Genomic DNA, 21229 nt, shown 5'->3' on the forward strand with positions numbered 1-21229 from the left:
ACCATCCGTCTCGGCATCGAGGGCCTCGGCGAACAGACGCAGACGACCGTCGCCTGGGACGAACTGGAAGACTGATCCACAAACCCGTTTGCACTTCAGCCGTTTTCGCAGCAATTTCAATGCCGCTTCAGCATCTCGGCGCTTGGTGACAACAGCATCAAATACCTCACCTCCATTATCGACAGTCCGCCAAAGGCAGGCGGATAACTTTGGGCGGCGTCTTGAAATAGCGAAACGGAAAGATCTTGCTCGTGCCCAGACGCGACGAAACCGCCCTTGTCTGCTCAACACCGGCTTCTTCCGACAAGCACCTCACGAACGGGGCGAGAGAATACGCGGCCCCAAATTGCCCACGTGGCGCGCGTTTGCCGCAGGCCGGCAACTGACCGTCCGGAAAGCCGAGACGGCGCTGTTGCGATTGTCGGCGGGCAGGTTCTACCAGACGCTTCCGAATAGCGTGGCGTAGACGACGAAAGCGACGAGCAACGTAACCCCGATCGATACGAACAGAGCCGGATAATCGACGAGGTAAAATCGATGCGGAATTAGTTCTCTAATAGTTCTCATACGGATCTCCATCCTTTTTTGCAGGATAATATTCGGCCGAACGTCCAAGCGGCACAGTCTGGCAACCCATGCAACGCAGAACATATTTCCAACTGCTCTCAGGAAAGCCGATGCTTACTGCAGGTCTCTTGCAGTGAGGATGTAAACCGACTTGCGGGCATCGGAATACACGCGCCCGGCAGCCCGTTCGATCGTTGACCGCCTTGCGTCGAAGGCCGTGAGACACGCCGTTTCTACCGGCATGGTCTCGCCGGCAATACTGCCGATCAACGCGTCGGCATCAATTCGAAACGGAATAGATTCCATGCCTACATGGCCCAGAAAGCGGACCTGGCGCCGCACGTCATCATAACTTCGGCTCTGGTTGGGGAATGACAGTTTCACAGCATTTCTCATCTGCATGCCCTTCACGCGGCCATCCGCGACGGTGCCCCGCCCTCATCGTCCCAACGATCAATGAATCGATCCGGGACGATGGCCACACATAGCCAAACCTCAAGGATGCGGCGTAATTCACCTTCGCAGGTCACACCGGCTTGAAAGTTCTTGACGAGAAGCCGCGCCGGTTCTGAAAAGAACGCCAGGCTTCGTTCCGGATATTTTCTGCGCGCCTCGACAAGAAGGACGCCTATCATGTTCATTTCGGAAGAAGTCAGGAAAACGGAAGACATAGCGTCCTCCTTCCGTTTGGGGCGAGCGAAGCTAAGTCGCTCATTAGGTGACGCCCTTTTCAGAAGTCACCTATGCCTTCATATAGGAATGGCGGGCTTGCCGCACAAGGCACGGCGCTTGGCTCGTCACATCTCAGCCCGGCGGAACTTCGCTTCCTCGGTCGCCGGATTCAGTTCGGTCAAATCCGTCAGCACGGTCTGATGCCGTCAAGCTATCCAGTTGGTACGCTGCCCGATCGCGATATGGGCCGACTTCACTTCGGTGTATTCTTCGATGCCGAGCATGCCGCCCTCTCTGCCGATACCCGACTGCTTGAAGCCGCCCATGGGCTGGCCCGGTCCACCGGCGATTGTCGTGTTGACCCATGTCCTGCCCGCATGAACGCCGCGCATCAGGGTCAACGCCTTGTCGATGTCCTTGGTCCATATGCTCGCGGCGAGACCGTACTGACAATCATTGGCGATCTTCAGCGCCTCTTCCGCGTCGCCGAAGGTGGTGACCGTCAGGACCGGTCCGAAAATCTCTTCCTGGGCGATGCGCATATTCGGCTGGACATCCGTCAGGACGGTCGGCGCGATGTAACGCCCGGACAGGCCCTCGCATTCTCCACCACCCAACGCCACCGCCGCGCCCTCCTTCGTCCCGAGTTCGAGATATGAAAGGATCTTTTCATGGTGCTGTTTGCTGACGATGGCGCCGAGTTGCGTGTCCGGGTCCAGGCATTCCCCTATCTTCACGCGGGCAAGCTTCTCTTTCACCATTTCGGTGAACCGCTCGGCGATCGCGTCCTCGACGATCAGCCTGCTGCCGCTGACACAGCACTGGCCGGCATTGAAGCAAAGACCGAAGGCAACGCCATCGGCGGCCGCGTCAAGGTCCGCATCGGCGAAAACGATCTGCGGGTTCTTGCCGCCGAGCTCGAGGCTCGCCTTCTTGAAGTTCGACGTCGTCGCCTGCAAAACCGCGGCACCCGTCGCCGTCGATCCGGTGAATGAGATGATATCGATGTCCGGGTGGACCGACATGGCCTGACCAACGACCGGGCCAAGACCGGTCACGACGTTATAGACCCCGTCGGGAATGCCGGCCTCCGCCAGGATTTCCGCCAGAACAAGCGTGGTGGTGGATGTCATCTCCGACGGTTTGACGACGACGGAGTTTCCCGAAGCGAGTATGTAAGGCAGGCGCTCCGCCAACACGATGAAGGGGAAGTTCCATGGGGTTATGAGCCCGACAACCCCGGTCGGCTGGCGCGTGACGACACCGAACATCTGGTCGCCCTGATTGTTGTAAGTCTCGCCATGCAGCATCCGTGCCGCACCGGCGCAGTATTCGTAGTGGCCGGCCGCATCGCCGATTTCGGCACGCGCCTGGGTTATGGGCTTCCCGGTTTCCAGCGTTTCCCAGTAGGCGATTTCGTCCAGACGCTCGCGTATTCCTGCTGCAACGCGAAGCAGCGCGGTTGCCCGCACGGCGGCGTCGCAGCGCGACCATGCACCGCTTTCGAAGGCGCCGCGCGCCGCGGCAACGGCATCATCGACATCCGACGTCGTGCACAGCGTGACTTCCGAAACCGGAACCAGATAGCCCGGCGCCTCGCGGACGAGCGTCTCGCGATCGCCAGCGTCGCGCATACTGCCGTTTACATAGAAGCCGAGCGGACGAACGGAGCCAGGCAGCGTCGAATGGTTTTTCAGTTGGTCCATTGTATTTGTCTCTTTCGCTTTCGGTGTTCGATCAGACGGCCTGCGCCATTCGAGGGCTCTCCAACCCCTGGGCCAGACTGCGGCCGAGGATCATATCCGCCCCCTTCTCGCCAATCATGATCGTGGGCGCATTGGTGTTGCCACTGGTCAGAACCGGCATGATGGAACTGTCGATGACCCGAAGTCCCTCAAGCCCGTGGACCTTCAATTCCGGATCGACAACCGCAGTTTCATCGGATGCGGTTCCCATTTTGCATGTGCCGACGGGATGATAGTCGCAACACGCATACTGCCTGATATAGGCCATCAATTCGTCGTCGCTTTCCTTGCCGTCGCCCGGCAGGCGCTCATGCGCCACATAGGGCGCGATTGCCGGCTGCCGGAGCAGTTCGCGAATGATGCGAACTGAGCGAAGCGCCATTTCGCGATCATAGGGATCGCCCAGATAGTTCGGATCGATCAGGGGTTCATCGGCCGGATTCGCCGATGCCAATCGAATGCTTCCGCGCGCTCGCGGACGCAGCGACGTCGAGTTTACGGTGAATCCGTGTCCCGCAATACGCGTCTGACCACCGCGAACGACCGTCGCCGGCGCAATGTGAATCTGGAGATTGGGGGTTGGTTCGCCTTCGGTCTGGAAGAAGCCGCCTCCCTCGACGATGACCGAGGAAACGGGCCCGGTCCGGTAGAGCAGCCATTGCAGGCCATGCAGGATCGAACGCGGAAAGCGATCCTGTCCGTCGTAGGTTATGCGCTCCTTCGTCTGCACGTGAACGTTGGTGCAGATATGGTCATGGAGGTTCTTTCCGACCCCCGGCAGATCATGAACCGGATCGATCCCTATCGCTCTCAACTCATCCGCGTCGCCAATTCCCGAGAGCATCAGCAACCGCGGCGAGTTGATGGCGCCGGAGGATACGATCACCTCCCCGGCTGCTTTCTCAATGCGACTGGAGCCGTTCGCGTCGGCGAGTTCGACACCGATGGCGCGGCCGTTCTCCAACACGAGCCGTGTCACCCTGGCGCCGGTTTCGATTTTCAGGTTCTTGCGATCGCGGATCGGGTTCAGATAGGAAACCGCCGCCGAGCGGCGGCGACCGTCGCGACAAGTTACCTGATAAAGCCCGGCGCCATACATGGTTTCGCCGTTGAAATCCGGATTGTAGGGAAGCCCCCACTGCTGCGCCGCCTTGACGAAAGCGCGGGTTATCGGGTGCGGGCCAACCTGATCCGAGACCCAAAGCGGTCCACCGTCACCGTGATACCGGTCGGCCAGCCGGTTGTTGTCTTCCGCGCGACGGAAGTAAGGCAACACCTCTTCATAGGACCAGCCGGTGTTCCCCAGCGCCGCCCAATTGTCGTAGTCCTCGGCCTGACAACGGATGTAGATCATCGCATTGATCGAGCTCGAGCCGCCGAGCGTCTTTCCCTGCGGATACCAGATCCGGCGGTTGTCGAGATGCTTTTGCGGCTGCGTGAAGAAACGCCAGTTCACGCCGGGGCCGAACAGTTTCCCGAGGCCGCCCGGCATGTGAATCATCGGATTCCAGTCCCGGCTGCCGGCCTCCAGCAACAGCACCCGGGTGCCCGGATCCTCCGACAGGCGATTTGCCAATGCACACCCCGCCGACCCGGCTCCGATCACTATGAAATGCCAGTCATCGCGCGCCATTTTGCTATTTCCCCTTGAATTTGGCCGGCCGTTTTTCGGCAAAGGCCCGAAGGCCTTCCACCCGGTCGTGGGTTTCGAACGCCTCGATCGTCAATTCGCGCTCACGCAAGAGGCCTTCGGCGAGGGGCAATTCCGCAGCGGCGCGTACCGCCGTCTTGGCATAGGGCGTGATCGCAACCGATCGCTGCGCGATCTGACCGGCGATCTCCAGTGCCCTTTCGAGCAGACGGTCTGCCGGCAAGACCTCGGAAATCAGGCCTTTTCGCTCCGCCAGTTCCGCCGTGATCGGCTCGCCCGTGAGGACCATCTGCATGGCAAAGGAGTTGCCGACGAGACGCGGCAGACGTTGCGTACCGCCATCCCCCGGAAACGACCCGATCTTGATCTCCGGCGTTCCGAGTTTCGCAGTGTCGGACGCCAGAAGGATATCGCACAGAAGGGCCAGTTCCAGCCCGCCGCCGAGCGCATATCCGTTGATGGCGGCGATGAGCGGCTTACGAAACCCCTCGATCCTGGCCCAGCGGGAAAGCCGCTCGGGATCAGCATAGCTGTCCACACCGCGCTCCAGCATATCCGATATGTCGGCACCCGCGGCAAAGGCACGGCCGGCACCCGTGAGCACGACGCAGCCCGTTCCGGGATCCGCTTCGGCCTCGGCGAGATGCGCTTCCAGTTCGCCAAGAAGCGCCTTCGAGAGCGCGTTCAGCTTGTCGGGACGGTTCAACGTCAGCAACACGACCCCATCCGCGGGCCGGCTGGCGAGAACGAGTTGGACATCTGAGGTCTTCGGGGAGTCGCGATTTGTTGACATTGCCATCGGGGCCGTTGGGTGGTCAGGCTGCGTTACGATAGACGTTTTCCGGCGTCAGGCCCGCATCGATCATGCATTGCCTGATCTTCTCGATTTCGGAGGCGGACGGTTTCATCAGGGGCGGACGCACGTGAGCCTCTTTCGCCTTTCCGAGAATGACCAGCGCTTCCTTCATCCTGTTATGCATGTCCAGCAACGGTTGATCGTAGAATGCGCGAACGGTCGGATAGATCCGGTCATTGATGGCACGGGCCGTTGCGAGGTCATCGTTCTTGACCGCCTTGAAAAGGGCGACCTGAAGGTCCGCTATCACGCTGCCCGCTCCGGAAAGAAGACCGTCGCACCCGAGCGCAAGCGAACCGAGCAGCCAGGCGCTGTGGGTTGTCAAAACGTTCACCGGCTTGTCGAGGGCATGCAACTCGCGGATCTGCCGTTCGTGCATGTTGCCGTCACCGATCTGATCCTTCACCGCGCGGATGGTGGGGAACCGCTCACACAGCTCCAACAGGGTCGAGAGAGGATAGGAGAGGTTGGACGCATACGGGAACTGGAAGAGAATGATGGGCAAGTCCGAATTGTCGGTGATGCGCTTGACGTGCTCGATGATCATCTCCGGGCGCATATGGCCGCCAAGCGTCATGAAAGCCGGAGGGAAGACAAGAAGGCCGTCGGCGCCTTCCTTCTGTGCGTAGGCGGCCATCCGGCCGGCCTCGATACTGGATTCGGTGTAAACGCCCGCAATGACCGGAACATGGTTCCCCAGAACGTCCTTGGAAACGACGACCGCACGTTCCTGCTCGGCAATCGTCAGGGCATGCACTTCCGCAGCGTGCCCGTTTATCGCAATACCGGCGATGTCATCGACCGAAGCGATGTCTTCCAGATGCGACCGAAAGCTGTTTTCGTCGACCGCCAGGTCGGCATCGAAAGGCATCAGGCACGCGGGAATTACACCGCGCGGTTCGAAGGCATCTGCACTCATGACATGCTCCAGTTGATCGTTGGGAGGGCACCGCCCGCGAGGGGCGGTGCTTATTCAGGTTTGCTTAGAAGCCCTTGCCGAGCATCTCGTCGATGTTGGTCGCATCGACCTTCTTGCCTTCGAGGACGACTTCCTCCGGCATCTCTTCACCCGTGGCGATCTTGTAGGCGATCTGGACGCCTTCAGGAGCCACATAGGGCTAAACGAAGGAGGCATCGAGCCGGCCTTCCTTGATGGCCTCGAAAGCCGAATTCTGGCCATCGATTCCGACGACGACGACCTCATCGAGGCGATCCGCCGCCTCCAGGGCCTGCACGGCACCCAGAGCCATCTCGTCATTGTGGGCGTATACGGCATGGATTTCGCCGGGACCGAACCGCTGAAGCTGATCTTCCATGAACTTCAGCGCGTTCTCGCGAAGATAATCCGCGTGCTGGGACGCCACGACCTCAAGATCGCTGCCCTTGATCGCATCCATGAAACCGTCATGACGATCAACTGTGGCCGACGCGCCGGCCGTGCCCTGGATTTCGATCACCGCGCCCTTGCCGCCGAGTTTCTCGGAGATGAACTCGCCGGCCGATTCACCGATCGGGCGGTTCTCGGCACCAACATGGACCGTAACCGGGACATTGACCTTGCGGTCCATGGTGACGACCGGGATACCGGCGTCCATCGCGTCCAGAACCACGGGGGTGAGCGCATCGGATGTCAGCGGGCTGATCATCAGCACGTCGATGCCCCGGGCGAGAAGCGTCTCGACGTCGGTGACCTGCTTCTCCGAGGAGTTTTGCCCATCGGTGACGATAAGCTCGACATTCGGCAGGTTTTCTTCCGCGTATTTCTGGTTGCCCTCGACCATTGCGACGCGCCACGGGTGGTTCATCGTCCCCTGGCTGAACCCGATGACAATCTTGTCCTGTGCGAGAGCCGTATTCGCCATCAACAGCGCGGCGCCGCCGACGATTGCACCTTTCAGAAAACTTCTCTTATCCATGGATACCTCCTCTTTTGGATATTGGGTCGTGGTAGTCTCGTTTCGCTTCGCCGGACGATCGATCCGGTCGAGAGCGCAAACTGCTTTCAAGTCTTGGAGCGACGCTTGCTCCACATTTCGTAGAGGACAGCGATGACGATGATCGCGCCCTTGACGATCTGCTGCGTGAAGGGAGAAACGCCGACCAGGTTCATGATGTTGGCAAGCACGGCCAGGATGGCTGCGCCGATAATGGTGCCGACAACGCCACCCTCGCCGCCGAAGAGGCTCGTGCCGCCGATAACGGCGATGGCAATCGCCTCAAGCTCGATACCTTCGCCCGCTGTGGGCTCGCCGACTGTCAGTCGCGAGACGAAGATGAGAGCGGTCAGGCTCGCGAGAAAGCCGCTGACGACATAGACGCTGAACGTCACGAACCGGACATTGATACCCGACAGCCGCGCGGCTTCGGCGTTCGATCCGACCGCGTAAATCTGCCGGCCATAGGGCGTGTATCGCAGGACGTAGATGGCGATTGCGGATATGGCGATGAAGACCCAGACCGGGACCGGCAAACCGGCAAAGTCACCGCGTCCGAGCCACATGAAGTCCTTCGTGCGGCTGCCGAGGCTGATCGGCTGGCCATTGGCGAGCGTCAAAGCGAGGCCACGGCCCATCACCATCATTCCGAGCGTCATGATGAAGGCCGGCACACGCCCGAAGGCGACGCCTATTCCGTTGATCGCGCCCATGAGCGTGCCGGCGACCAATGTCAGGACAAAGACGATGAAAATCGGCAGATCGAGCCCGATAAGCAGGGCCGCCGTGACCGCACACACACCGAGGATGGAGCCAACCGAGAGATCGATCCCTTTCGTCAGAATGACAAAGGTCATGCCGACGCTGACGATGCCGAACAGCGCGACCTGGCGCAGGACGTTCGTCAGGTTGATCGGATTGAGAAAGGCCGGCGAGAGAAATGCCGCCACCACACAAAGCCCGACGAGAACCCAGACAAGTCCCGCCGCCTTCGGAAGACGTAGGCCGGCGCGGCGTCCGCTCTTCGTGTCGCTTGTTTCTATCGAAGCCATCCGGCTACTCCTTCAGTCAGGTCGTTCCGCATCGGATGCGGTCGCGCGGTCTCAGTGGAACGTCGCGTAATTCATGATTTCTTCTTCGCTTGCGTTGCGCGGCAGCTCGGCGGTGATCTCGCCTTCGCGCATCACCAGAATCCGGTCGCACATGCCAATGATCTCGGGCAGTTCGGACGAAACCATCAGAACGGCCATGCCGCGGGTCTCGACGAGTTCGATCATCAGTTCATAGATTTCGCGCCGTGCGCCGACATCGACACCACGGGTCGGCTCATCGATCAGCAAGACGTCGCATTCGGCGTTCAATTGCTTGGCAATGACGCATTTCTGCTGGTTTCCACCCGACAGATTGCCGACGGGTGTTGCGATGTGGGGCGTCTTGACGCGCAAACGCTGAACATGCTGCTCGACGGCTTTGCGCTCCTCGGCAAGTTTCAGCCGCCCAAAGGAGAGAAACCGCTTGAGCCTGGAAATCGTGACGTTGAAGCGCACGGATTGCCCCAGGAAGAGCCCTTCCGTCTTCCGGTCTTCGGGAGCGAACCCGATATGCAGGCCGATCGCATCGCGCGGGCTTGAAATCCGGGTCGTCTTGCCATGCACCCTGACGCTGCCGCTATCGAGCTCATCGGCGCCCATGATTGCGCGGAGCACTTCGGAGCGCCCGGCGCCCGCAAGCCCGCAAATGCCCAGGATCTCTCCCTTGCGCAGGGTAAAGGAAATGTCTCGGATGATGCCTTCGCGGGTCAGTCCCTCGACATGCAGCACTTCCTCACCCGGCGAGGGATTTCGCGGCGGAAAATAGTCGGAAATCGAGCGCCCCACCATCGATCCGATGAGCGTGTCGGTCGTCCAGTCCTCCACCGCCCGTGTCGCGATCCACTTTCCATCGCGAAGAACCGTCGCAGACTGGCAAAGCTCGAACACCTCCTTCAGCCGATGGGAGATGTAGATGAAAGCAACGCCTTCCTGCCGGAGCCGGTGAATGATGGCGAAGAGCGTGTGGAGTTCGCTGTCGCCGAGCACGGCGGACGGTTCGTCGAGCACGATAAGCTTGGCTTCGCGCGAAATGGCCCGCGCAATCTCCACCAGTTGGCGCTGCGCCACACTGAGGCGATTGATCGGCAGGTCGGGATCGATCTGGAAGCCGAGCCGCTCCATCGCCTTCGTCGCATCGCTGCGCAATCTCCGCCAATCGATGCGGCCGAGCGCGGTGCGCGGCATGCGGTTCATGAACAGATTCTCGGCGACCGAAAGATGCTCGGCCTGCGCGAATTCCTGATAGATCACAGCCACGCCGCGATTGATCATGTCGGATGGCGAAGGCGCTTCGATCCGCTCGCCCTCGAGCCAAATCTCTCCGCCATCCGCCTGATAGGCACCCGAGAGGATTTTCATCAGAGTCGATTTGCCGGCGCCGTTTTCTCCGACAAGGCCGTGGACTTCGCCGCGCCGCACCTTGAAGCTGACCCCCTGCAGCGCTTTCACGCCGGGAAACGACTTCTCGATTTCTTTCATCTCCAGCAGATCGGAAGACGAATTCATGCCGTTCGCCTCCCCGCCGACACCGTCCGCAGCCGTGCGATCTTCTTGTGAAATCGATTTCTCGAAAGAGCTGTCGAAAGCGTCAGAGACGGGCAATTTGCATTCCTCCGCCTATGTGGAAAATGTCGCCGGTGCTGTAGGGGATCGCACCGGTCGCGAGCGATGCAATGCTGAGCGCGATATCGTCGGGACGACCCCAGCGCCTCAAGGCGCATATGCTGCCGTCGCTGATCCTCGGGGAGTATTTCTCGTTCACCTCGGCTGTCATCTCGGTCTCGATGAGGCCGGGACGGATTTCGTGAACGCGGATACCCGCCTCTGCCAGACGCAGAGCGTAGGCCTGCATCGCCATCGAAAGGCCTGCCTTCGAGATGCAATAGGCGCCCTTTTCAGGCGAAACCAGACCGGCATTCGCCGATGTGATTGTGATGATTGAACGCTGACAATCCTGCCGATCCGTCTCGAGCATATGCCTTGCAACAGCCTGGGTGAGGAAAAACGTGCCGCGAAGATTGATACCGACCAGGCGATCGAATTCGGCTTCGTCCACATTGAGCAGATCGCCCCTGACCGAAACCTGCACGCCTGCATTGTTCACGAGGCAATCGACCGGGCCGAGCTTTTCGACGAACCGGTCCAGCATGGTCTGCATGTCGCGGGTGTTGGCGATGTCGGCTTTCTCGAATTCGACGCGCCGACCGATTTCGGCAACGAGCTTCTCGGTGCGACGCGCATCAACGTCATAGGCGAGATCAAGAAAGGCGATGTCATAACCACGACGCGCCAATTCCACGCAGATCGCGCGCCCGATGCCCCTTCGTCCGCCCGTCACCAGCGCCACGCCCAGTGCCGGCCCGGCGCCTTCAACCCTTGCTGTCTCCTTGGTCGTATCCAGCAACATCAGACCGCCTTCTTCCGCTCGCCATGACTTGCAGGCTCGACGATTGCGCCGGCCGCGAGCATCCGCTCCATGTCATCGGAGGAGTAGCCGAGTTCGTTCATGATCTCGCGCGAGTGCTCGCCAATCTCCAACGCCAGGACCTTGAGTTCAGGAACCTGCCCATCGTAGCGGTTGGGATGATTGACGAGCTTCACCGTGTGACCACGGACCTCGATCTCGCGGAAAATTTCACAATGCTCGATCTGCGGATCATCCGCGAGATCGTCATAGGTTTGAACCGGCGAATACCAGACACCGTGATCGGCAAATCGCTGCGACAGCTGCGCGATCGTCATCGATTGCGTCGTCTCCCGCACGGCAGCGGCCCAGGCATCACGATGATCGTAGCGGTCCTTGCCCACGAGATCGCGGAGCGCATCGGAATCCAGCGCTTCCGCCAGGGCTTCGTCGGAACACAGCGAAATCACCATATCCCCGTCTTTCGCCGGGTAAACGCCATAGGGCGCCTCATGAAACCAGGTCGCCAGGCTCTCGTCGCGCTCGAAGCGATCCTGCGGCACCTGGCCTGCGAAATAGTTCACGAGAGGCTCCGTCTGGAGGTCGAGGCCGGAATTCAACAGGCTGGATTCAACGCGCGTCGTCTTGCCTTCGCGCTCTCGCCGAAGAAGCGCGCCGAGAATACCCATGGCCATGAGGGCACCGCCATGCTGGTCGCAGACCGCCGCGCCGACCGCGGTCGCGCCACGCGAGGGCGCTCCCGTCGCGCTGATAAGGCCCGAGGCCGCCTGGATCAGAATGTCCTGACCGGGCCTTCCCGCCATCGGGCCGCTCGACCCAAATCCGCTTGCCGATGCGAAGATGACGTTTGGATTGATCTTCTTCAGATCCTCCTCGCCGAAGCCGAGCCGCTCGAAAACCCCCGGTCGGAAATTTTCCATGACGACATCCGCGCTTGCGACAAGTCGACGGGCGATTTCCTTGCCGCCTTCCGACTTGAGGTCCAACCCGATCGATCGCTTGTTTCGGTTGGCGCAGAGATAAAATCCGCTTACGCCCTCGACGAAAACATTGGCCCCGGACCAGTGCCGCTCATGCGCGCCAGCCACCGGCTCGACCTTGATCACATCGGCACCCATGTCGGCCAGATACTGGGCGGCAGCCGGTCCCTGAAGGAAGTGGCAGAAACTGACAACCCTGATTCCGTTGAGCAACAAACCCGCTCCTCCCTGTCGTGCCGAGCTTCCGTCGGCTTGAGAAAACGTTTTCTCAAATTGCCTGAAACACGTCAATAAGAATTTTTTTATTGCGTTTTATCAGTAACTTAAGTCTATCTATCTTCTGAAATCGGTTCCAGAGACTGCTTATCGATCGCTACCAATCGAATTCATCCGCGCACTCCGCCAAGGCCATCGCGACGCCGCCGTCCTCATTGCTCGCGGTGATCCTGTTCGCGGCGGCCTTCACGGTTGGCGAGGCGTTTCCCATCGCGATCGAAAGTCCGGCAATGGCAAACATCGGAAGATCATTCTCGGAATCACCGATCGCGATCAACCTGTCCCGGGGTACCGCCCAGGACGTGCCGAGCCGCTCCAGCGCCCGGCCCTTGGAGACATCGGGATGCGTGATTTCCAGATAGTTCGCAAGCGAAAAATGGCAGGCGAGACGTTCCGCAAATCGGCTCTTGAGATGCGACAATTCCGCGACCCGCTCGACAGCCGAGATCGCCAGGAGTTTCGCAAAAGGCGCATCCAGCGACGTCAGATCCGCCACGCGCCCCTCGACACCGGTGAGAGCGAATTCCCGGTCCAGCAGCGGGTCCGTCCGGTCCGTATAAACAGCATCGGTCGTGTAGGCGGCCAGTGCCACATTGCGTTCGCGGCAGGCCAGTATCACCTCACGACAGAGAGCCGGAGGGACAGGACTGTCAAGCGCCGGCAAGGCGCACCCGACGCCGGGCCGATACCAGGTCGCCACCCCTCCGTAACAGATCGCGGCATCCACCGAACCAAGCTCTTCGAGAATAAAGGCGACGGACTGCGGCGAACGCGCGGTGCACAGCACCACCGCGACACCGGCCGCGCGGGTCTCCGCGACACGCGCGCGAACCTCCGGCAGAACGCGATAATCATTGGTGAGAATTGTCCGGTCGACGTCGAGCGCGACCATCCAGGCAAAGCTCATAAGCATGCTCTTTCTTGTGAAATCGTTTTCTCAAAGTTCTTGTGCACCGTCAACATGCAACCTATGATCTGCCCAACGGAGGGATCGTTCATGCAATTTCTGGTGATGTCGCGCCGCAAGCTGGAGTCGTTTCCGCAGGACGCGTTTTCGGAACTGTTCGATGACGAGGTGGCGAAAGCACGAGAGTTCTATGGTGACGGATTTACCCGGCAGATATGGCATCGGGCGGATAATTCGGGGGTCTGCCAGATCGTCGAGGCCGCCAGCGAGAGCGAGGTGCGCGAAAAGCTCGAGACTCTCCCGTTCTATCGCGCCGGCATGCTGGAGATCGATGTCATCGGACTGAAGCCCTATTCCGGTTTCGGGACATAGGCCGCATGTCTTCGGAGGAAACCTCGTCCGACGGCTCCACGAGATCGCCCGCCGGGGTCGTACGGCTTCGAGACGTCGCATTGCGTGCCGGATGTTCGGTTGCCACGGCCTCGCGCGTTCTCAATGGCAACAACAAGGTCGGGAAGGCCGAGCGCGAGCGCGTTCTCGCCGCCGCCACCCAACTCGGTTACGTTCCCAATAGCTCTGCGCGCGCGCTGCGCTCGCAAAGCACCCGGCTGGTCGGCGCGATCATACCGACGCTCGACCATGCGATTTACGCGAAGATGGTCGATGGGCTGCAGGAGCAGCTTTCCGCACTCGGCATGTCGCTGATCATCAATACATCGGAATACGACCTCGAACGCGAAAAGACCCAGGCGCGGATTCTGGTGGGACGCGGCGTGGAATCGATCGTGCTTGTCGGGACCGAGCACGATCCGGACACAACGCGTTATCTCCGCGATGCCGGCGTGAGGCAGATCTACACCTACACCTGCGTGGTCGACGGAGGCGATGCGGCGGTGGGTTTCGACAATTCGGCCGCCGGACGCATGATCGCGAACTATCTGCGCGACCTGAACCACGAACGCATCGCCATGATCGCTGGCGTAACCAAGGGAAATGATCGCGCCCGGCTCAGAAGGGACGGTTTCCTGGAAGGGCTGGAAGCATCGGGGCTTTCTGCCCAGGACGTGTTCGTGATCGAGGCGCCATACAAGATCGAAAACGGGATTCATGCGATGCAATCGCTGATGCAGACATATCCGCGGCCAACCGCCGTGTTCTGCGGCAGCGACATTCTCGCCGCCGGGGCGGTCAAATACTGCAATTCTCACGGCATCCGGATTCCCGGTGACGTCTCGATCGTCGGCTTCGACGACCTGGAAATTGCCGAACTTGTCGATCCATCCCTGACGACCGTGCACGTGCCCGCAAAGCAAATGGGCGAGCACGCCGCGCGCATGTTAAGCAAGACGCTGTCCGAAAAGAGCGGCCATGACGTTCACGAACTGCAGACAAGGCTCATCGTGCGTGAAAGCACCGGACCGGCGCCGGCGTGAGCACGTGTCGGGCGCGAAGGCGGCCGATCCGGCTCGCAAGCGCGGGGGCAGCGGGGCGGCCCGTATTACCGGAAGGCTAGAATACCAAGCTGAGGAATCTGCTCGCGGACCAGCGGTTGTGCGGCTCGGCCGCCTAACCGTTCTCCAGAGCCTGCAAGGCTCGGGTGAAGCCGCGAAGAGACACGGTCCATTCCCTTTCGCTACCGTCCAGCGCATAGGCTTTAATCGTCAGGTCGAGTCCGTTTATGAGCTGCCGCCTGATGGCACCCGACGGGCGAAACGGGACGAGACATCCCTGCCGGACACCATCGGCATGACAGGATCGAAATGCGAGGCTGAATGGCGCCCCGCCGTCAATTTGGAGCTTCAAGCCCTTTGGCAGCAGCCAACCGAGCGGGGTGGAGATCACGACGATCAGCGAAGGCGCGCGCTCCCCCGGCACGGTGACAAGGCGGCCATCCATTTCCATGCCTGCACTAGCCGCCAGGTCGCTGCTGTCAGACTTCGGCGCGATCGCCATAGGCGCGATTTCGCAGCTCAACCTATCGTCCGTAACGATGAGCGGGCACAGCACCTGCCAGTCCCGAAATCGATCGACAATCTGCCTGGTCTCATCAAACGCACCAGCGGGATCGTTCGCCGGCCTGGCAGTGCGTTCGATCAGCAACGGCTGTGCATCAGCGGACGGAATGGCGACCGCGACCGCGACCGCTAATATCAGCCGCCTCGCCAGTTCTTTCACGGTTTCAGTGTTGCGCTCGCGGCATCGCCGAAACCGTTCAGCGACATGGCCACACGAACGCGACGATCGGCGCCATCGACGAACTGCAATTGCGCGGTCTCCGCGGATCTCAGCGATTGCAGATCCTCATCCGGCAAAGATGCTTCCGCAAGGCACGCCTGGCCAATGCAGCGGAAGTAATTGGCCGCGATCACTGCGGCGCCCCCATCGCCCTGCGGGTTTGGATCGACAATGACCTTGGCATCTTCACGGAGGCTCACGCCAATCGGCAGCTGGATGACCATCGTCGTTCCAGCGGCATTTTCGCTCCCCGTAGGTGTAGCGCCGATGGCGATTTGCGCCAGCGCCTGCTGTCCTTGGCCTTGCCTCACGACGTTGATGACAGTCGCCATTTCGCAGATCTTATCCGATCCGGTTTGCGACGCTTCGCTTCCACCCGCTGGAGGATTGGCGCGGCAGCGGACGACCCAATCGCCATAGGTCGCAGTTGTGGCAGTCGGTTGCTGGGCCTTGACGCTATCGACCGACGAGATCCCGAACGCCAAGAGGACGGCAGCAAGCAAATGGTTTTTGGAATTCCAGCCTGTTCTTGCAGTAATGGACAAAGCAACCCCCACAAAGATGGTTAACGTTCACTTAACAAAGTAATGAGTTTCAGTTATTCGAGAAACATCAATCCTGATGTAAAGTTAACAGCTCAAGACACCACGGGTCCCGCATCAGAAGCTCGCGGTAACGTCGGCATAGACGCTTGGTGCGTAGGCCCTGGTCTTTGGGCCGGCGACCAGAGAAACAGCTCCCGCGACCGATGCGGTCAAGTTACGGCCAGCTGCGAGATCGATACCCAGGCCCGCACTGAGAAGGTTCTGCGTTGTATCATTTCCAATGTCGTAGGCAGAGCCAATATCCAGGAAACTGAAGGGCTGCGCCGCGAACCGGCCGGCGCTATCGCCGGACAGATCCAGGGAGATCCAACGAAGCTCGTTCTGGGCAAAGGCACCGACCTCGCCTGTCAGCTCATTCGTGGCGTAACCGCGAACCGAGTTCTTCCCGCCCAAGGCGATCTGCTCGACGCCCGGCAGGATTTGGGGAGACCCCTGAACCGCCGCTTTCGTACGTGCGACGAGAGCGGATGACAGTGCGGTCGTGTGAGTGATCTCACCATAGGCATAAACATAGCTCGCGCGCGCATCGGGATCGCCGCTGGCCGCGACAAACGCGGCATCGTCATTGTTGGCAAGCAGGTCACCCGGGCTGTAGACTAGGCGCAGATCGAAGCTGTTGCGCACGCCGCCGGTCGGCGACTGTTCACCGTAGGATCCGCGGATGCCGCCAACAACCTGCAGGATGTTCAGGGTCGTGGAGGTCGAGAGTACGCCGCCGAAGAAGACATTCGACTTCTGCTGCTTGAAGTCCACGCCGCCATAGGTCTCAGCTTCGACCCCATCGATCGCGGAAAGTGGCGTCGCATAGTCTCCGTACACGCTCAGCGTATCGCTCGACTGGGTGAACGGAACTGTCAGTTCGTCGCCGGATTGAACATAGGATGCATCAATCCGCAGCTTGTGGCGAACACCGTTGCCGTAATCGATGGGCGCAAAGTAGCTGCCCGCGTGAGACACATAACCAAGGTCTTGTCCGAGCTCGAACAGGTTACCGGACGCGAAAGCATCGGGACTGACGGTCAACTGATAACCAATCTGGTGCTCGGGCAGGAACGGATTGGCAAAATTGATGCCCGCGAAAAGACGCGTGTCGTCTCCCTCGGGAACACCGTAGTAGCTGGCGCCCGTATAGACGCGCCATGGTTTGCCCTCTGTGGTGCGGATGGCCAGATCGGTCGTTCCAGGCTTCGCGCCCGGCTCGAAGACGACGACAGAGTTGCGAAACGGGTTCTGGTTGAGCCAATTGATATCGTCGAGCAGCTGCTCGCTGTCGACCGGCTCGCCTCGTTGTGCCCGCACCGTGCCGAGGATATAGCTGTCAGAGGTGCGTTCATTGCCTTCGGCCCGCTTTTCGGCGAGTACGTATTCGCGGACACTGATCTGAAGCGAACCATCCGTCACCTCTTGTGGCGGTACGGTGACCGCGACAAGGGGACGGCCGATATCGCGCATGTAGCGGGTTACCGTGACGGTGATCTCCGATATCAGTTTCCGCGACAGCGGACGGTTGAGGAAACCGGTCAGACGCATCGTCAGCCGTGGCGATTTGAGCTCCTCGGCTGCCTTGCTGACATCGATACCCCTGACGGAGGATCTCACCAGTCCCGGCGTCTGCGCGCTGTCGACAATGACAATAGACCGCAGCACCACACCGAGCGGCATGTCGTCACCACTGACGGAAAGATCCGGATCAGGCAGCGCTCCGGATTGCTCGCCGATGAGAATTTGTGCCGGGTTGGTCTCAATCGCCTGACCAAGAACGGAGGTGCCCGTTGTCGATAGGGCAAATCCGGTCGAAAGCAGACAAGCCGTCAGACGCAACCATGTCTTCCGTGGAACCCCGGCGACAAAAGGCCCCCTGCCGTCCAATTGTAGCCACCGCCCCAGAAGTCTCGCCTTGATTGAATCACTCATTGGAGCATCGCCACATCAGGAAGATTTTCTACCAGGAACGCGCACAGGCCACCTTCCGGATCCACGATTTCCGTGCAGTAAGGATCATCCGGTTCGAAGAGCTGGATCGGACCCGGCAGCACAGGCACAACAGTCTCCGACGTCTGCGGCTCACTCTCGATGGTCAGTTCGCCATCGACGAAGCTGATCAGATAGTTGCCCGACATCAGTCCGCCCGGCGTGATGACGTAGGAGCCCGGATCAACGGCACCCTGTGACGTGCCTGTGTAGACGAGCGTTCCAGCGAGATCTGACTCGTCTTCACTTGCCACGAAGCCTGCGTAGAACACGCCGTTGCCACCCGTATACGGCGTGCCGTCGAAGTCCTTACCAAAGTCCAACGCCGTCACCGTCAGCGTCGCAGGATCGATGGTGAAGTCGGCGCCCGTGAAGTCGATCGTGTAGTTCGACCCGGCATCCAGCGTGCCCTGCCCGATCGCATACGGTCCGTCCACGACAGTCGCGCCCGACGCCCGCACCAGAACGCCCGTCAGAAGCGCGTCGCTGTCGCTCAGCTGCCAGCCGCTCGTCTGGTAGGTCAGCGTCGGGTCCGCATCGCCATAGGTCTTCGACAACGCATCCGCCGTCACCGTCAGCGTCGCGGGGTCGATGGTGAAGTCGGCGCCCGTGAAGTCGATCGTGTAGTTCGAGCCGGCATCGAGGCTGCCCTGCCCGATCGCATAGGGACCGTCCGCGACAGTCTCGCCCGAGGCCCGCACCAGGACGCCCGTCAGAAGCGCGGCGCTGTCGCTCAGCTGCCAGCCGCTCGTCTGGTAGGTCAGCGTCGGGTCCGCATCGCCATAGGTCTTCGACAGCGCATCCGCCGTCACCGTCAGCGTCGCGGGATCGATGGTGCCGACACTGCCTGAGGCTGATGAGGCGATGAGTGTGTAGCCATAGATCGTGGCGCTGCCGTCAGTTGCAGTCACCGAAAGGCCATTGGCGGTTACGCTCTTGCCCGTGCCTGCATTCTCGTCATCGTAGGATGCCGACGTCGATGCGACGACAAGCAAGTCGCCGTCAATCGCACCGCCCGACGTGAATGTGAAATTGGCCGCGACCACGGTCGCATCGCTGTTGCCGTCATAGGTCTTGGATACGGTGCCGGTGAGCCCGACCGTCAGGCCCGATGCGATCGAATACAGGAACCCGTTGCCGGTGCCGAGGACACTGCTCACGCCGTAGGTGGCGTCGTACTGCTTGAAGTCATAGCCCAGGCCGCCGCGCGTGTCGGCGGAGGGGTCGCCGGACCAGACCAGCCAGCGGCCGTTGACGGCGTTGAGAGCGCTTGTTCCGGCCGAATTGACGAAGCTCGCGCCGGAAATCACGATCGCGTCGCCGATCCCTGTCGAACTGACGGTTCCGGCGAGGTTGACGCCGCCGTCGGCCACGAGCGAAATCCCCGCGTCTCCACTCACCACTGCGCCGGACACGACGTAAATACCGCTCTCACCGATCACCGAGAGACTGCCGCTTCCGGACGTCTGGATGTTACCGAGGGTGATTTGACCGGCCGTGCTGTTGGTTTGGCCGGCCCCGTTCGCGACCCCGGCAATCAGCGAACCGCCGCCAAGATCGATCGTACCGGAGCTGGTGTCCAGGGTCGCGGCGCCGGGGTCGCGCTCCGAGTCAACGACACCTGCCGCGGTACCGGCATTCGCCAGCATGGTCAGATCGCCACCATCGGTCGAGATCGCGGCATCAATCGTGATCGAGCGGCCTGCTTCCAGCACAAGACTGCCTGCAGTTCCGCCTCCCGCGCTGACCAGAACATCTGAAAGCACCGTAATATCGCTGTTGGCCTGAAGCGTTATCGACGTACCGGCAGAAAGCGTATCGGCGAGTGCCGAAGCGCTGACACCGATCGTGTCTCCTGCCATGTAACCGTGGGGCAAGCTCTCCAACCCGTTGGTGTTGATCTGCACGATACTCGTGCTGTTACCCCCGAAATAGTGGATTCCTTCGGTTTCCGACTGGACAACCCTGTATCCCAGGCGCTGATTGGCGACCGTTCCTGCAATGGAATTGGAGGCCGAGACCGCACCGACTGCGGCTGCGCTCGTGCCGAGAAACGTGCCGGTGGCAAGGTCGATCAGCGTCACAGCGCCAGCATCCGTCGCGCCGGTATTGTTCCAGAAGTACGAGCGAATGGAGGCGACACCGCTGTCGCCGAGCAGGCTCACGCCGGCATTGCCGACGCTGTCACTAGCGGTGCTGCCGACAATGGAATTGGAGGCCGAGACCGCGCCGATAGCCGCCGTGCCCGTGCCGAGAAAAGTGCCCGCGGCAAGGTCGATCAGCGTCACCGCGCCCGCATCCGCAGCGCCGGTATTGTCCCAGGAATACGAGCGAATATAGGCGACGCCGCTGTCGCCGAGCAGGCCCACGCCGCCAATGCCGACGTTGTCATAAGTGGTGCTGCCGACAATGGAATTGGCGGCCGAGACCGCGCCGACAGCCGCCGTGCCCGTGCCCAGGAACGTGCCGGCGGAAAGATCGATCAGCGTCACCGCGCCCGCATCCGTCGCACCAGTGTTGTTCCAGTTTCGCGAGCGAATGGAAGCGACGCCGCTGTCGCCGAACAGGCTGACAGCGGCGTCGCCGACGTGATCAAAAGTCGTACTGCCGGTGATTGAATTGGCGGCCGAGACCACACCGACGGCCGTCGTGCCCGTACCGAGGAACGTGCCGGCGGAAAGGTCGATCAGCGTCACTGCCCCGGCATACGTCGCACCGTTGTTGTTCCAGTATCGCGAGCGAATGGAGGCGACGCGGCTGTCGCCGAGCACGGCGACACCGTTATTGCCGACGTAATCATAAGTCGTACTGCCGGTGATGGAATTGGTGGCCGAGACCGCGCCGACCGCCGTCGTGGCCGTACCGAGAAACGTGCCCGCGGAAAGGTCGATCAGCGTCACCGCCCCGGCATTCGTCGCACCGGTATTGTCCCAGTTTTGCGAGTGAATGTAAGCGACGCCGCTGTCGCCGAGCAGGTTCACGCCGCCATCGCCGACGTAATCATAATTCGTACTGCCGGTGATGGAGTTGGAAGCCGAGACCGCACCAACGGCCGTCGTCCCCGTGCCGAGGAAGGTGCCCGCAGCAAGGTCGATCAGCGTCACCGCGCCCGCATCCGCCGCACCGGTGTTGTCCCAGTTTCGCGAGCGAATATAAGCGACGCCGCTGTCGCCGAGCACGGCGACACCGTAATTGCCGACGTAATCATAAGTCGTACTGCCGGTGATGGAATTGGACGCCGAGACCGAACCAACAGCCGCCAAACCCGTGCCGAGGAACGTGCCGGTGGCAAGGTCGATCAGTGTCACTGCGCC

General features: G+C 60.8%; 20 protein-coding genes. 2 read left to right on the top strand and 18 right to left on the bottom strand.

Annotated features, from left to right (window positions below; translation table 11 throughout):
- The 14 genes from LC343_RS05540 to LC343_RS05600 all read right to left on the bottom strand — a co-directional run.
- Nucleotides 1-291: transposase (locus tag LC343_RS05540; RefSeq protein WP_223476122.1), on the bottom strand; the 291-nt coding region annotated here is incomplete at its 3' end.
- A gap of 390 nt (nt 292-681) precedes the next feature.
- Entirely contained in the window at nt 682-969 is a 288-nt protein-coding gene (locus LC343_RS05545; RefSeq protein ID WP_223476717.1) for a DUF1488 family protein, read from the bottom strand.
- 5 nt (nt 970-974) lie between these two features.
- Complete coding sequence (locus LC343_RS05550; protein ID WP_223476123.1) at nt 975-1238, bottom strand: hypothetical protein; 264 nt, start codon at nt 1236-1238, stop codon at nt 975-977.
- 207 nt (nt 1239-1445) lie between these two features.
- Entirely contained in the window at nt 1446-2945 is a 1500-nt protein-coding gene (locus tag LC343_RS05555; protein ID WP_223476124.1) for an aldehyde dehydrogenase family protein, read from the bottom strand.
- 31 nt (nt 2946-2976) lie between these two features.
- On the bottom strand, nt 2977-4617 hold the full coding sequence (locus LC343_RS05560; protein WP_223476125.1) for a GMC family oxidoreductase: 1641 nt from the start codon (nt 4615-4617) through the stop codon (nt 2977-2979).
- Nucleotides 4618-4621: 4 nt separating this feature from the next.
- Nucleotides 4622-5353, bottom strand: a complete 732-nt coding sequence (locus tag LC343_RS05565; protein ID WP_338018569.1) for an enoyl-CoA hydratase-related protein — start codon at nt 5351-5353, stop codon at nt 4622-4624.
- A gap of 97 nt (nt 5354-5450) precedes the next feature.
- The gene (locus LC343_RS05570; protein WP_223476126.1) at nt 5451-6410 is read right to left on the bottom strand and encodes a dihydrodipicolinate synthase family protein; all 960 of its coding nucleotides are present in this window, start codon (nt 6408-6410) and stop codon (nt 5451-5453) included.
- Nucleotides 6411-6474: 64 nt separating this feature from the next.
- Nucleotides 6475-6603 carry a hypothetical protein gene (locus tag LC343_RS25115; protein WP_274384733.1) on the bottom strand — a complete coding sequence of 43 codons (129 nt, stop codon included), beginning with the start codon at nt 6601-6603 and terminating at the stop codon, nt 6475-6477.
- A gap of 6 nt (nt 6604-6609) precedes the next feature.
- The gene (locus LC343_RS05575; RefSeq protein WP_223476127.1) at nt 6610-7407 is read right to left on the bottom strand and encodes a substrate-binding domain-containing protein; all 798 of its coding nucleotides are present in this window, start codon (nt 7405-7407) and stop codon (nt 6610-6612) included.
- Nucleotides 7408-7493: 86 nt separating this feature from the next.
- The gene (locus LC343_RS05580) at nt 7494-8477 is read right to left on the bottom strand and encodes an ABC transporter permease (protein ID WP_223476128.1); all 984 of its coding nucleotides are present in this window, start codon (nt 8475-8477) and stop codon (nt 7494-7496) included.
- A gap of 51 nt (nt 8478-8528) precedes the next feature.
- Entirely contained in the window at nt 8529-10118 is a 1590-nt protein-coding gene (locus tag LC343_RS05585) for a sugar ABC transporter ATP-binding protein (protein WP_223476129.1), read from the bottom strand.
- Nucleotides 10105-10923, bottom strand: coding sequence for a 3-ketoacyl-ACP reductase (locus LC343_RS05590; protein WP_223476130.1), 819 nt, complete (start codon nt 10921-10923; stop codon nt 10105-10107). The genes LC343_RS05585 and LC343_RS05590 overlap by 14 nt, the downstream gene beginning before the upstream one ends.
- Nucleotides 10923-12134 (bottom strand): CaiB/BaiF CoA transferase family protein, encoded by a 1212-nt coding sequence (locus LC343_RS05595; RefSeq protein ID WP_223476131.1) that lies wholly within the window; start codon nt 12132-12134, stop codon nt 10923-10925. The genes LC343_RS05590 and LC343_RS05595 overlap by 1 nt, the downstream gene beginning before the upstream one ends.
- 160 nt (nt 12135-12294) lie before the next feature.
- Nucleotides 12295-13110 carry a Cof-type HAD-IIB family hydrolase gene (locus tag LC343_RS05600; protein ID WP_223476132.1) on the bottom strand — a complete coding sequence of 272 codons (816 nt, stop codon included), beginning with the start codon at nt 13108-13110 and terminating at the stop codon, nt 12295-12297.
- A gap of 84 nt (nt 13111-13194) precedes the next feature.
- On the opposite strand from LC343_RS05600, the gene LC343_RS05605 reads away from it, so the two are divergent.
- Together LC343_RS05605 and LC343_RS05610 are read left to right on the top strand one after the other, a co-directional pair.
- Nucleotides 13195-13476, top strand: coding sequence for a muconolactone Delta-isomerase family protein (locus tag LC343_RS05605; RefSeq protein ID WP_223476133.1), 282 nt, complete (start codon nt 13195-13197; stop codon nt 13474-13476).
- A gap of 5 nt (nt 13477-13481) precedes the next feature.
- A complete protein-coding gene (locus LC343_RS05610; RefSeq protein WP_223476134.1) occupies nt 13482-14537 on the top strand; it encodes a LacI family DNA-binding transcriptional regulator in 1056 nt (351 codons plus the stop codon).
- 133 nt (nt 14538-14670) lie between these two features.
- On the opposite strand, the gene LC343_RS05615 is transcribed toward LC343_RS05610, so the two are convergent.
- From LC343_RS05615 to LC343_RS05630, 4 genes are all read right to left on the bottom strand, one after another.
- Nucleotides 14671-15279, bottom strand: coding sequence for an invasion associated locus B family protein (locus LC343_RS05615; protein ID WP_223476135.1), 609 nt, complete (start codon nt 15277-15279; stop codon nt 14671-14673).
- Nucleotides 15276-15884 carry an invasion associated locus B family protein gene (locus LC343_RS05620; RefSeq protein ID WP_223476136.1) on the bottom strand — a complete coding sequence of 203 codons (609 nt, stop codon included), beginning with the start codon at nt 15882-15884 and terminating at the stop codon, nt 15276-15278. The genes LC343_RS05615 and LC343_RS05620 overlap by 4 nt, the downstream gene beginning before the upstream one ends.
- 114 nt (nt 15885-15998) lie before the next feature.
- Nucleotides 15999-17765 carry a ShlB/FhaC/HecB family hemolysin secretion/activation protein gene (locus LC343_RS05625; protein WP_223476137.1) on the bottom strand — a complete coding sequence of 589 codons (1767 nt, stop codon included), beginning with the start codon at nt 17763-17765 and terminating at the stop codon, nt 15999-16001.
- A gap of 89 nt (nt 17766-17854) precedes the next feature.
- Nucleotides 17855-21229, bottom strand: a 3375-nt coding sequence (locus tag LC343_RS05630) for a beta strand repeat-containing protein (RefSeq protein ID WP_223476138.1), incomplete at its 5' end; no start/stop codon positions are given.

Origin of the sequence: Oricola indica (assembly GCF_019966595.1) — a bacterium.
In the GTDB taxonomy this organism is placed as follows: Bacteria; Pseudomonadota; Alphaproteobacteria; order Rhizobiales; family Rhizobiaceae; genus Oricola; species Oricola indica.